The organism is Gemmobacter caeni (genome assembly GCF_003054195.1).
Taxonomy (GTDB): domain Bacteria; phylum Pseudomonadota; class Alphaproteobacteria; order Rhodobacterales; family Rhodobacteraceae; genus Gemmobacter; species Gemmobacter caeni.
Window position 1 is genome coordinate 284,239 of the sequence record NZ_QBKP01000002.1, and the last position, 12,590, is coordinate 296,828.

The 12,590-nt window shown below is 66.5% G+C and carries 13 protein-coding genes; 7 read left to right on the top strand and 6 right to left on the bottom strand.

What is annotated here, in order from left to right; all coding sequences use genetic code 11:
- Positions 1-3: 3 nt before the first annotated feature.
- The 6 genes from C8N34_RS04185 (at position 4) to C8N34_RS04210 (ending at position 3,848) form a co-directional block, all read left to right on the top strand.
- Positions 4-1,275, top strand: coding sequence for a type IV pilus twitching motility protein PilT (locus C8N34_RS04185; RefSeq protein WP_158640491.1), 1,272 nt, complete (start codon positions 4-6; stop codon positions 1,273-1,275).
- Positions 1,272-1,712 (top strand): IcmT/TraK family protein, encoded by a 441-nt coding sequence (gene icmT / locus C8N34_RS04190; protein ID WP_108127940.1) that lies wholly within the window; start codon positions 1,272-1,274, stop codon positions 1,710-1,712. Before C8N34_RS04185 ends, icmT begins: the two co-directional genes overlap by 4 nt.
- On the top strand, positions 1,705-2,214 hold the full coding sequence (locus C8N34_RS04195; protein ID WP_108127941.1) for a hypothetical protein: 510 nt from the start codon (positions 1,705-1,707) through the stop codon (positions 2,212-2,214). Before icmT ends, C8N34_RS04195 begins: the two co-directional genes overlap by 8 nt.
- Positions 2,215-2,225: 11 nt before the next feature.
- Complete coding sequence (locus tag C8N34_RS04200) at positions 2,226-2,471, top strand: hypothetical protein (protein ID WP_108127942.1); 246 nt, start codon at positions 2,226-2,228, stop codon at positions 2,469-2,471.
- Entirely contained in the window at positions 2,468-2,731 is a 264-nt protein-coding gene (locus tag C8N34_RS04205; RefSeq protein ID WP_108127943.1) for a hypothetical protein, read from the top strand. The genes C8N34_RS04200 and C8N34_RS04205 overlap by 4 nt, the downstream gene beginning before the upstream one ends.
- A 73-nt stretch (positions 2,732-2,804) precedes the next feature.
- Entirely contained in the window at positions 2,805-3,848 is a 1,044-nt protein-coding gene (locus tag C8N34_RS04210; RefSeq protein WP_108127944.1) for a 3'-5' exonuclease, read from the top strand.
- On the opposite strand, the gene C8N34_RS04215 is transcribed toward C8N34_RS04210, so the two are convergent.
- The 6 genes from C8N34_RS04215 to C8N34_RS04240 form a co-directional block, all read right to left on the bottom strand.
- Positions 3,830-4,369, bottom strand: a complete 540-nt coding sequence (locus C8N34_RS04215; RefSeq protein WP_108127945.1) for a RuvC family protein — start codon at positions 4,367-4,369, stop codon at positions 3,830-3,832. The two genes, C8N34_RS04210 and C8N34_RS04215, sit on opposite strands and share 19 nt — an antisense overlap.
- Positions 4,369-8,046 carry a TraM recognition domain-containing protein gene (locus tag C8N34_RS04220; protein WP_108127946.1) on the bottom strand — a complete coding sequence of 1,226 codons (3,678 nt, stop codon included), beginning with the start codon at positions 8,044-8,046 and terminating at the stop codon, positions 4,369-4,371. Before C8N34_RS04220 ends, C8N34_RS04215 begins: the two co-directional genes overlap by 1 nt.
- A 35-nt stretch (positions 8,047-8,081) precedes the next feature.
- Entirely contained in the window at positions 8,082-9,248 is a 1,167-nt protein-coding gene (locus C8N34_RS04225) for a hypothetical protein (RefSeq protein WP_108127947.1), read from the bottom strand.
- Positions 9,249-9,250: 2 nt separating this feature from the next.
- Positions 9,251-9,886: a hypothetical protein gene (locus C8N34_RS04230; RefSeq protein WP_108127948.1), complete on the bottom strand. Its 636-nt coding sequence runs from the start codon at positions 9,884-9,886 to the stop codon at positions 9,251-9,253.
- Between the two features lie 96 nt (positions 9,887-9,982).
- Complete coding sequence (locus C8N34_RS04235; RefSeq protein WP_108127949.1) at positions 9,983-11,437, bottom strand: secretion/conjugation apparatus DotM-related subunit; 1,455 nt, start codon at positions 11,435-11,437, stop codon at positions 9,983-9,985.
- A complete protein-coding gene (locus C8N34_RS04240) occupies positions 11,434-11,865 on the bottom strand; it encodes a hypothetical protein (RefSeq protein ID WP_108127950.1) in 432 nt (143 codons plus the stop codon). Before C8N34_RS04240 ends, C8N34_RS04235 begins: the two co-directional genes overlap by 4 nt.
- A gap of 257 nt (positions 11,866-12,122) precedes the next feature.
- Between C8N34_RS04240 and C8N34_RS04245 the strand changes: the two genes are divergently transcribed.
- Complete coding sequence (locus tag C8N34_RS04245; RefSeq protein ID WP_146177477.1) at positions 12,123-12,584, top strand: hypothetical protein; 462 nt, start codon at positions 12,123-12,125, stop codon at positions 12,582-12,584.
- The last annotated feature ends 6 nt before the right edge of the window (positions 12,585-12,590 follow it).

The window sequence follows — 12,590 nt, forward strand, 5'->3', positions numbered from 1 at the left end:
ATCATGAGCGAGCAGGCGGAGATCAGGCCCGTCAGAACCCGCCGGGTCTCCCCCGGTGTCGAGCAGGCCCGCAAGGTCCCGATCATCGTCGGTTCCGGGGAGGCGTTCATGCTCGATCAGGACCCGCCCCGGATCTCCATGGAGGACTTCCGGGCCCTCCTGATGTCCTGTGTCCTCTCGGGCGCCTCGGACGTCACGATCCAGTCGGACCAGCAGCCGCGTGCGGAGATCCACGGCCTCCTCTACCGGACGACCCGCCGCCCCTGGGGACCCTCGGAGGTGGACCAGGTCCTCATGGAGGTATACGGGGGCGCCAACGCGCGCACGGAGATCAACGGGCAGAGGGTGCTGGATTTCTCCTATGAGCTGAACCTGCCGGACGGGTCGCGTCAGCGGTTCCGTTGCAACGCGATCGGGATCTTCGGGCGGGACGGGCAGGGGGTTGAGATCACCCTGCGGGCGCTGCCCTCCGTGACCCCGTCCCTGCCGGGGGTCGGGCTCTCCGAGGGGGAGACCCTCGCGCTGTCGCCACGCGACGGGATCGTGATCATCGCGGGCGCGACCGGCTCGGGCAAGTCGACCACGATGGCGGCTATCACCCGTTCCCATCTTGAGAACCTGTCCAGGCCGGTGAAGATCGTCGATATCCAGGCGCCGATCGAATACACCTACCGGGACGTCACCAACGGGCTGACCGGTTCCCCCTCGGTGATCGGTCAGTCCGAGGTCGGCAAGCATATCCGCGGCTTCGCTGACGGGGTGCACGCGGCGCTCAGGCGAAAACCTCACATCATCAACGTCGGCGAGGCGCGGGATTTCGAGACGATCCAGGCCTCGATCGAGGCGTCTCTCACCGGCCACCTGGTCTACACGACCACCCACGCAGGATCGGTCGCGGACGCGGTGCGCCGGCTCCTCTCCGTCTTCCCGGCGAACGAACGGGAGAGCCGGGCCTATGACCTGATCTCCGCGCTCCGTTTCCTGATGGTTCAGCATCTCGTCCCGCGTATCGACCGGCCCGGCCGGGTCGCGATCCGGGAGTACATCCGGTTCACGCCGCGGGTCCGGGAGGGGCTTCTTGACGCGCCGATCAACGACTGGCCGCTCAGGATCACCGATGAGGTCTATGGCCGGACCCAGGGGGCAGGCGCCGAGGACATGCGGCTGAGCCTTCTGGACTCGGTCGCCCCGCTCTTTCGGGACGGGGTGATCTCACGTGATGACGCGTTGCGTCTGGGCGGCCTCGCCGTCATCCGAGGAGGGGGGAAGGCATGATTTTCGGAACCCCCCTGTTCTGGCGTGAGACCCACAAGCCCGGAAAGTTCCTGATCTTCGAGGGGAGGGTCGTGATCGTCCTCCTTCTGATGGTGATGCATATCCGTCCCTGGACGATCACGCTCGCCCTCTTTGTGATGGGGGTCCTGTGGTATTTCGACCGGAAAGGGGTCTCCGCCGACTCCATCCTGCGCTACCTGCGCGCCCGGATCGTGGGTCGTAAACGGTCCGCCCGCGGCGTTCATGCCGAACGGGTCGCGGTCGACTTTCATTTCGAACCGGTCCGGTTCCGCCAGGCCGAGCGTCTGCGTCTGGCGCGCGAAGGGGCCGTGAAGGGGGCGACGCCGCCGGCCACGTCGAAAAAGAGGGTCGGCCTTTTCGGCGGAAAGAGGGAAGCCCCCGTGAAGACGAACGGGAAGAGGGGTTCAGATGCGTGAGGGGGCGGATCGTCACCGGTTCAGCGTCATCGAGAAGCCGATCGGGATCTTCGCGGAGGAGGTCGCCGCGCCCGATTTCGAGACACGGGACGGGGAGACCCTCGTCATGGTGTCGATCGGGGTCGGGGAGACTCATGTCACCGTTCTGACCGAGGAGGCCCGTAGACGGGCGCACTGGACGGCCGTCTTCGGCTGGTCCTCCCTCTGCTACGTCCCGATCGGGTCCGGGGAGGTTCGTCACCCGCTTGAGGGGGCGGAGCAGATCTCCCGGGCCCTGCGGGGGACGTTGCGGCTTTACGGGCGTCCGGTCAACACGGACGGGTTCCTGGAGGCGGCGCGGGGTCATTTCCGCAGTGCGATCGGATATATTCTCGATCGCACCGTCGGGGACGGGTCCGGCTATGACCGGATCGTCATCGCCGCGCCCGGATGGACTCATGAGGCGCTGCGCGGCTGCCTCGATCTGCGGCCCCATATGTGGCCGGACATTCAGGACCTTTGAGGAGGGTCATCATGCGAAAACTGATCATCTTTTCCGTTCTCGTCACCCTCCCGCTCGCGGCGGTGCCGGCGCAGGCGGGGTTTTTCCTGGAGGGCCTGAAGGCCTTCACAGAGGAGCCGAGATGTCCTGACCCTTACGCGATGGACAAGACGGAGTGCGAGCGCCCGGACCGGGCCTATCCGGTCCCGCCCAAGAAGACGAACGAACCGAAACCGGAGGTCCGGACCCGCACGCGGGACGGGCTCGAGCGGAAATGACGGATCGGGTCGCGGAGTTCCTCCTCTCGGACATGGGCGGCGTGACCCTCTCGGTCCGCCCGCCCCTCCCTTTCGTGCCGGACGCGGTCCGGGTCCGCGGGGGGCAGGTCGAGCTCTACGGGGAGACGAAACGGGTCCTCTTCGCCGCTGATGCCGAGGTGATCAGCGCGCTGGGTCAGGCGTCGGGCCTCCTTCTGATCGAGCACCCGAGCACCGGACCCGACACCCCGCGCGAGCTCGAGCTCCAGCTTCTCGACTAGAAGACCTTTACGATTTTCACAGGTTCGGTCCATCATGACCCGGACCGAATTCTCATGTCTATAGGAGACCCAGATGCGACCAGATCAGGAGGAGCGGATTCGCTCCCTTATCGGGACCCTGACCGGAACGGATGCGGGGCGTGAGCTCCTCTCCGCCGCACTCCAGGCCTCCGGTCACGCCCTGATGCGCCAGGCGACGCTGGACGCCTTCCCGACCTGCACGGATCCGGACCGTCTCGCCCTGGCCCGGACCGGGATCATCCTCGACAGCGAGACGACCGGGCTTGAGAGCCATGACGAGGTGGTCGAGCTCGCGATGCTCCGGTTCCGGTTCGACGCGGGCGGGATCCTTGCCCTGGACGCGGTCTTCAACGAGCTGCGCGAACCCTCCGTCCCGATCTCCGAGGAGGCGTCCAGGGTGACCGGGATCACCGCGGAGACGGTGGCCGGATGCCGGATCACCGATGAGCAGGTTAGTGACTTCATGCGGGGTGCGGAGCTGGTGATCGCGCATAACGCCGCCTTCGATCGGCAGATGGTGGAGCGGACCTTCCCGGGTGCGGGGTTCGATCAGATTCCCTGGCACTGCTCCTTCGCCCAGGTGGACTGGTTCTCGCGGGGCAAGAACGGGCGCAGCCTTGAGGTTCTCGCCCTCTCGGAGGGCTACGTCTACGGATCCCATCGGGCGGACGCGGACGTGATCGCGACCGCGCTCGTCCTGAACGGGGGCGGGACGGAGACCGCCTTCGCGGAGCTGCTGCGCAGAGGGGAGATCGACACGATCCACGTGATCGCGAAGGACAGCCGGTTCGAGGCGAAGGACGCGCTGAAGGCGGCCGGGTTCCGCTGGTCGAACGACGGGTCTGACGCCTACGGCCACAGGGCATGGCACAAGGAGGTCCCGGCCACCCCCGATGAGCTGAACGCGCTCGCGGAGCTGATCCGCAGCCGGGCCGTTTATGGCAAGGAGATGTCCCTTCCGGCCTTCCGGCTGGACGCCAGAACCCGCTACTCGGGGCGCAAGCCGGGCGTTCAGGAGAACTTCCGGACCGCCGAGTTCAGGAACCTCAAGGAGGAGTTTGAAGCGCGCTCCCCGGATCAGCCCTGTCTGTTCTGATCCGTACCCGCCGTCCCGGGCAGATCGCCGTCAAACGGGACGTCCCGTCCCGGACCTGACAGGAAATACCACCGCGCCATCAGGGCCGCCTCTGCGAGCCCGTGGTTCTTTTTTACCCGGAACAGGGGCTTCTGGTCCGGCCAGAGCTCCGTCGCGAGGGCCCGTGCGGCGTCCTTCGCCTCGTCCCGGCCGAGGCCGCCGAGGCGGGACGCCGCCTTCCAGCGCTGGGGGGAAACCGGCTCGATCGGTACGTGGCGGGCGGAGACGGCGCCGAGGATCGTGCCCACGCACATGCCGAAGGTGAAGACCGCGCTCGCCCCCTGGTCCGGCCGCGCGCCCACCTCCTCGATGATCGCGCAGTCCGTCCCGATCATCAGCTCTGCGATATGGACCGGACAGGGGCGCCGGAGCCGTCCGGATCCGATCAGATCCACCTCCCCCACCTCGATCCGGTGCGGGGTCTCCGTGTTCAGGATCGCAAAGGAGGTGGCCCGGCCCGGGTCGAAGGCGACGATCCGCATCAGTCCTGCCCTCGCATGGCCTGTTCCAGGGTCTTCTCGATGCCGGACAGGCGTGATCTCACCTCGTCCTCCCCCGCCTCATGTGGCAGGACGGTCGGCCGCATCGGGGCGGCCCGCTCCATGATCTGAGCGGCCAGGTCCCCCTCGGCGACCTCGGAGATGAGGAGCCGGTGCATCTGCTCCATCTGCCGGGACATGGTCCCGAACATGGCGGCGACCGTCTCCGTCCGGGTGGCCCCCTTGAGCCCCTCCCGGATGTCTGGTCTGAACCCGGACTCGGCCGCCTGTTTGCGGACCTCATCCTCGAACTCGAACATCCCGATGATCCCCATATGGCGCGCGTTCGGGGTCTCCCCCCGCATCGCCATCTGGATGCTCTCCGTGACCCGGGAGGGGACCTCGTTCCGGGTCCCGCTCGGCGGCGGCAGATCGGGGACCCGGGCGGGAGAGGCCGGGGGGCGCGCCGGCTCGGTCCGCGGTGCGGCGGGCCGGGCCGAGGTGGGGCGTTCCGCCCCCGACCCCTCTGAGGGGGGTACGACCGGTTCAGGCCTGATCGGGGCCGAGGCGTGACCGCGCAGGTTTCCGAGCCGACCCGCCTGCGCCTCCCGGAGGTCCGCGCCGGGGATCTCCGTGGCGACCGCCCGTTTCCGGATCCCGGCCATCTCGCGCAGGTCGTCGAGGTCCGGACCGGAGATCCCGTCCTCGATCATGTCCGACCAGCCCTCCGGCTCCGGGTCGGCGGCGCCCTCCCCGTCCAGGGTGGCCGCGAGGCCGATCAGGTCCGCCGTGCGCAGGGCGGCCGGGGTCATCTTCCCCGCGCCGGCCCGGGCACGGAACCGTTCAGAGACGGAGAGGGCCAGGGCGAGAGGGTCCTCGAGATCGATCACCGGGGGCTTCAGGCCGGCCCCCATGGCGGTCGTGATGTCGATCAGGCCCTGAACAAAACTGTTGTCGACGGACTGGTCCAGGCCCGGCACCTTGTCCGTCGGTCCCCGCACCTTGAGGAACTTGTTGACCGAGAAGTTCTCGCCGAACTCGTCCCCGATGAAGAAGGTCGCCGCCCGAACCAGCTTCCCGTTGAACAGGAAATAGAACTGGCCCTCCCCGAGGCTCTGGAGCTCATCGATCCGGACCTTGTCCACCTCCTGAAAGGTCGCGTCCATCCGGTCCACCCAACGGTTCCCGAGGATCCCGGGCTGGGACTGGAATCCGGAGGCGACCGAGACGGTCGACTTCCCGATCAGTCGTTGTACGAAGCTGATCGTCTTGTCCCCGTCCACCGTCTTCCCGACCGCGAGGATCGAGGCGTTCGCGGCCGCCGTCTCCGCTATCTGCGGGGAGGTCTTCTGCATCGCGGCCATGTCCTGGCCGGCGACGATGATCATGAAGCCGAGCGAACGCGCCTGGGCCATCATGACGTCGATCCCCGGAACCATGTAATAGCCCGCCTCGTCCAGGACGACGATATACGGGGAGGGGGCGCGGGTCTGTTTCGCCTCGACGATCTCCTGACGGGTCCCCTGAAGTTCGAAGCCGGCCGCGTTCCCCATCATGATCTTCGCAAGGGTGACGACGATCTTCCCGCAGTTCTGCATCTCCTCCGGCGCCTTCTGGAGGGCGGGAAGAAGCACGACCAGGATCCGCCGGTTCAGCACGACATCGTCCATGTCGATCTCGCCCAAGGGCGTGCGGAAAATGTGTCCGTAACCGTCCGCCAGAGACCCCAGCGGTTTGGTTAACTGCATGGAAAGAAAGCCATATTGTTCGTTACACTTGGTTTCCTGCGGGTCCCCGGCCATCGCCTTTTCGAGCGAGAAACCGGGCAGGGTGTCGAAGAAACCCCGCAGCGCGAGCAGGGTGGTCTGTGAGAGTTCCCCCTTCATGGCGCGCAGATAGAGCTCGATGAGACCGGCCCGGGTCCGCATCTCGTCCCAGGCCTCCTTGGGGATCTCCTCCACCTTGGTGGGCTTCTTGCCGCGGAGCTTGGCCTTGTCGACCCCCTTGCCCAGGGCGAGGAAGTCCCGGACCGTCTGGACGTTCAGGAGGATCTCTCCGCTGTCGCGCAGCTCGCACAGCGCCATCATCTGGGCGGTGACGAGCGAGATCGCCCGGCTCTTCCACATGTCGTTGCCGGAGCCTGCGTCCCCCATCAGGGAGACCACGATGTTCATCAGCTGGTCCGGGGACCCCTTGGAGAACGGGTTGAGGGTGTTGGACTGGGTGGAGGGTCCGCCGGCCGGCGCGTCCGGGTCCCCGCCCGGGTCGGTGAAGTTCAGAACCCGCAGGTCGTCCTCCCGGCCGAACCGTTTGCACAGGGTCCAGGCGCGTGCGTAGAACTCGGTGGTCCCCTTCCCGTCGATGAACAGGAACCCGGAGGACCACATCAGGGTCTGGGAGACGACCCCGAGCAGGAGCTCCGTGTTATGGGTGGTGACGTGACCCTCCATCACATAGAGACCGTCCTCGCGGTCCACCTTGATGCAGGACATGCGGGTCAGCCCGTCAACGGGTTCCACGCCCACGATCGGCAGACCGGTCTCATGAGGCCAGCGGCAGGTGCTCGCAGCGGGATCGATCAGCTCGACGCCGCGGTACAGGAGGGTGACGTCCGTGCGCCCCTCCGCGGTCAGCCAGGAGGTGGCGAACCCGCCGAGCGACCAGGCGATCTCCTTGAGGAGCCGCGCCTCTCCGGGGCGGACGCCGATGAGGCGGACCCCCTGAGGGTCGATCCGGGACTCGAGCCCGCGCGACCGCACGAACCGTGCGAGGAACCGGGACCGCTCCTGCGGCGTGCCGATCACGGAGGGCATGACGAGGAGACTGTCCAGACCGTCCCGGGCGGCCCGATCAGCCGCCGCGTCTGAAAGGCGCTCGCCCGCGTCCGGCCCCGTGAACGGGGCGGCGAGCGGAACGGTCATGTCAAGGTCGGCCCCGTAGAGGCCGAACAGGATCCCGATGTCGCGCGCCTCCATGACACGCCCCTCCTCGGGAAGCGCCTGAGGGCAGGAGAGGCCTGGCTTTGAGGTGGCGCGCACGTGCCAGAGGTGATCCTCGGAGCAGACCGCCTCGCGTCCGTCCGCGAACAGGAGCCGGATCCCCGGGATCGCCCCCTGGGGATGGATGGAGAGGACCCGGGAGACCCCGCCGTCCGGGTGCGCGACCAGGTCGCCCGGGGCCAGATCCCCGTTGCGGACCCAGCCGCCCGGGGTCAGGACCGGGGTGTCGAGCGGGAGCGCCTTGCCGGACCCGGTGGTCCCGATGAAGAACCCGTGACGTCGCGCGTCCCCGTTCTCGATCCAGAGCTCCTCGAGCCCGGACTCGTCCTGGCCGAAATAGAGGATACCGGCCGCCTTCCCGAACCGGCCACGGCCGCCCGGCTTGGGCGCCCCGTAATCGGTCCCGCCCCAGGTGATCGGGGTCTTGAAAGGGAGCCGGTATTTTTGGCGCGCGGCCCAGACGTAATAGGTCAGCGCGCTCGGCACGACCAGGAGGAAGACGGCCGGGATCAGAAGGGTCAGGAGTCCCGATCCGACCATGATCATCATGACCGTGTCCCGGTGGGTGAGACCGTCACGAACCCGCTCCCCCATCCCCTTGACGGGGCGCCGGATGTAGCGGTTCTCGACCGCCTCCGAACTGGTCGGAAGGGAGGGCTGGGACTCCTTGAAGATGGCCATGCGCGCGTCCTTTCAGGTGTTCGGCTTTTCGCCGCTCACCGCTCGTTCAGGGAGGCGAGGATCAGCGCGTTCACCACGGCGTTGCGGTTCTCGAGCTCCAGGCGGATGTAGTTGATCCGGGCGTTGATCGCCATGATCGTGTGAAGCTCCTGAAGCCAGCCCTTCTCGTTCATATGGACCAGCCCGTTCTGCTGACCGTTCGTCCCGTTCACCCGGTTCGGACCGGGCGCGTAGTGATAGACGGTCCGGATATCGAGCTGCTGAAGCTCTGAGAGACGTTCCGGGACGGGCCGGTTGTAGGCGCTGTCATCCGCCATCGACCGGAACGTCCCCTGATTGTCGGTCAAGGCGGGGGTCCGCATGTTGAGCGACATGTTGATCGTCTCGATCGCGGCCCGCTGACGGGCGATCCGCTTCTGGGCCTCCGCGGCCATCGACATCCCCTCCGGGGTGTCAAGTTCGGCCGCTGTCATCTTCGGCTCCGGCAGTGGGTCGACGGAGTTGGTCACGACCCAGCCGAGCACGTCCTGCATCTGCGGGTCCGACAGGTCGATCGTCGGCTCGTTCAGCATGAAGGACCAGTCCGTCGTCGCGTTCTCGGACCCACGGAAACCGGAATAGGTGTCCCTTGCGTTCACGACGCTGACCGCGATCTGGGTCCCGCCCGCCTGTACGTCCTCATCATCCCCGCTGAGCCGGCTCACGGCGCGTTGTGTGACCCCGTCTCCGGTCATGGGCGCACCGGACCCGCGGCTCGACTCGAAGATGTCGAGAAGTGAGCAGCTGAACGGGTTCGGGTCGAACTGACCGGATTCCGCGCTCGCGCGGACCTCCTGACGCATCCGGTCCGTCGCGTTGAGCTCCTGCGCGTCCGCGACCCGCCTCTGGGACTCCGTCTGCTGGCGGATATGGGCGGAGTTCTCCTTCGCGGCGAGGGTCAAGGCCTCGATGATCCGGAGGGTCGTTTCCTCCATCTTCTCGGTCAGCGCCTCGGTCTGCTCCTCGATCGCGTCCATGATCGCGTTCCGGGTCGTCTCATGCTCCTCCCGGATCACGTCCCGCGTCCCGCTATGTGCGTTGGAAACCTGGGTCGGGGAGGCGCAGTTTGCCCCGCCGCCGAACAGGGCGAAGGCGGGGCTCGCGGAGACGAGAAGCAGCGCGGTGGCGCCTGCGAGAGCGGTGCGGGTTCCGGGTCCGGCCATGATCAGTTCCCCCCGTTGAGGCTGTTGTAGATCTGGTTGATCGTGTTCTGGACGTCAGAGTTGACCGGTGCGGAACGGGGGGCTGAGCTCGGTTGCGGGGTGGTCCCGCCGCCGTTGATCACGATCCCTGTCCCTGGCGCCCCCTGGGTCACGTTGATCAGGGCGAAGTTGCTGGTGAAGGAGGGGGAGATGTCCCCCAGAAGGTCATCGACGGACAGGTTCAGGGATTTGGTCACCTCCCCCCACTTCTCCGCGGCGAACTCGCAGATCTGCCGGGTGACCGCCCCCTGGATCCCCTCAAGGGTGACGTTCTGCAACCCGCTCATCAGGTCGCCGAGGATGGAGCTGATATCGAACATACGCCCCGACAGGAAATCGATGTCGATGTTCATCAGGTCATTGAGACAGGAGAGGTCGCCGACGGGCGTGGGGGGCTGGATCGATGCCTCCGCCCGGGCGACGCGGCTCTCCACGTTCAGGCGGGCCGCGTTCGCGACCGCGTCCCGGGAAGCGGCGGAGCACCGCTCGTTGGTCATGGAGCGGAAGATCTCGGTCTGCGCGGTGGCGGTGATCGGGGTCAGCCCGACGAGGGCCGCAACCGCGACGGCCGAGAGGGCTCTGGTCCTGGAGGTTTTCATCGGGGTCCCTGCGCTTGACGGGTTTGCGAAAAAATAGACGGTTTCCGGTTTCAAATCAATCTGAGATCCGGATATCTGGTCGGCTGTCCACAAGTCTCATGTTGCGGGACCTTTCCGGAGATCGGGGGCGGGCGGCTTGCCTCGGGCCTCCAGGGCGCGGCGGATCCGCTCCTCGGGGGTCATCGCGAGATCCCGCTTGATGGCGCGCATCTGAAGGCGCGCCTCCGTCACGTCCAGATAATCCTCGCGCAGGGCTCGGGCCGCCTGGAACACGGCCGGGCGACGGATCGGAAGTCCGATCTGGACCTCCGCCTTGAAGTGCGACATGGCGCCGGCGGATTCGATCATGACCGCGTCTGATCCGACGTTGTCGAGGATGTACCACAAAAGCCGGTCCTCCCCCTTGAGCCAGAGGAAGGCGGCCGCGGGAAGGACTCCGCGGTCCTTGCGGGCGACCTGAAGCATCGCCGGGAAGGCGGTCTCGACCCAGGCGTGGCGGGCGGCCACCTCCGCGAGCGCCCTTCCGGGCTTGCCGTCCAGGATCTTGCGGATGCGTGGCATGAGGCCCTCCTCGGCCAGAATGGCCTTGTCCATGCCGCCGGGCTTCGCGCCGATCGCGTCATATACCCCGCCGAGATCGTTCAGAAGGGCGTTCCCGCCGGTGATGTCGAAACTGTAGAAGCTCGCCATGACGGCACAGATCGCCTGATGGCCGGGGCGCAGGTCCTTGAAGCCGGTCCAAGGGGTGCGCAGCTGTGCGGCAAGAAGCTCGCACAAGGATTCGATATCTGTCTCCGGCCAGCGGTCACGCGCCTCGAGAAGGCGCGACGGGTACTCCCAGTCCTTTTTTTCGGCCGCAGCCGCGTGCTCGGGTGAGAAGCACATCCCGGCCCCGAGCAGCCACTCCTCCGGGCGGAGCGCGCGTTGCCAGGCCCCCTGGCGTTGCGCCGGCTGATCAAGGCTGATGAGCGCACCCACCTCAGGGACCGTCTTCGTCTTTCTGCGCTGCGCGAGGACCCCCTTCGCGAGAGATGTGGCGGAGACCTCCGGGACCCTGAGCGGGTTCACGTGACGGCTCATTCGGGAGGTGAGCCAGTGCTCCGACTGGGCCCGGATCATCGTCTCGAGCGTGTAGCCGACCCGGTAGACCACGTCGGGACGAAAGCTCCGTCCCAGGGTGCCCGCGATCAGCAGGAGGGGGACGTAGAGCGGGATGGCGCAACGTCCCGCGATGGTGAGAAGCATCATCCGCTGTTCGGGGGTCATCGCGACGTAATTCCCCTGCTCCAGGAAACGCAGCGCGTGATGCGCCTCCTCGAAGACGGAGGGTCCGATGAGCGGGATCGCCCCCAGAACGGGCAGGGCCCGGTAGGCCATCGCATAGGGGAGGATATGGGCCCAGGAGATCACGCCGGAAATCACGTTGATCTCCGGTTGAAGATAGGTCCATGCGAAGAGGGTGATCAGAAGGAGCGCGATCGAGATGAAGAGCCAGCGCATCGACTCCTGGTCGGCGTTCGGCCCCTGTCCGGCGTTCGGGTTCTGGCTCACCGATCCTCCCCCCCCTGCGGCAGGCCGCTCTGGACCGGACCCTCGATCTGGTTGATCCGGACCTGAGCCAGAACACCGATCATGCGGACGAGCTCCGGATCAAGCTCCGGATCGACGAAACGGGTCGTGAGGTATTTCGCATGGGCGATCACCCCGCTCGCGTCGATCACCCGATCCTCCCCCTCAATGCGGGGGGAGACGTCGATCGCATAGGCGGTCGTCATCAGGAGCGTCTTCGGAAGCGCCGGGACCTCGACCCAATCAAGAATGCCCGGAGCCGCCTTCTCCAGGCTCACGAGCCCGATCTTCAGGAGAGAGCTCATGAACTCAGACGACCGTGCCGCTGACGGGAGGTCGACCCGGATTCCGTTGTACTCTACCATCCCGCCCTCGTCGATCAGCAGGTTCAGAACATGTTCGGCGCTCATCAGGTCAATCCCCCTTGCTGTCCGGTCGACGGGATCCGCCCTCCGGCGGCCACCCCCTCTTTGACGGGACATATCGTAAAAGAGAAAAAATCGCAAATCCGCAAAGAGGATAAAGGGGGGGCGTACCGCATGTATCCCGGTCCCTGTCCACAAAAAACTGCACGGACACGCTCTCCTCCGCGACTGAATGGATTGCATAGACGGTTCGGCTGTGGCACATCAAGATTTGCGAAAAAGGATAAAACCGGAGATCTGCGTTGCGCCCATTCCCGATGAACGTGACCCGGGCGATCATCCAGGCGTCGGAATGGCTCAAGACGCAGGAGCACTGGGTCGTGCGCGGACAGGTGGCCGATCTGGGCGACCGGCTCCAAAGTGCAACCTCGCTGGCCTTCCAGATCGGCGCCGGAACCCGGATCGGGCAGATGCCCGCGAAGATGCGCCGGGACCTCCTGTTCGTCCTGGCCTATCTGCCGGCGGATATCCGGATCGGTTTTCTGATCTCCATGTCGGAGCGGGATCCGGAGGCGCTCGAGGCGCTTCTGAACAGCCCCTACGATCCGAAGTCGGAGCCGGCCCTGCACAACATCGTCTCGACGATAGGAGGGCTCGCGCGACACGGGCTGCTCGCGGACATTTTCACCCAGGAGCGCATGGAGAGGGTGGAGCGGATCGTCAGGGAGGGCGTCGTCACGCCCGAAAGAAAAACGGGGGAATAACGGTAT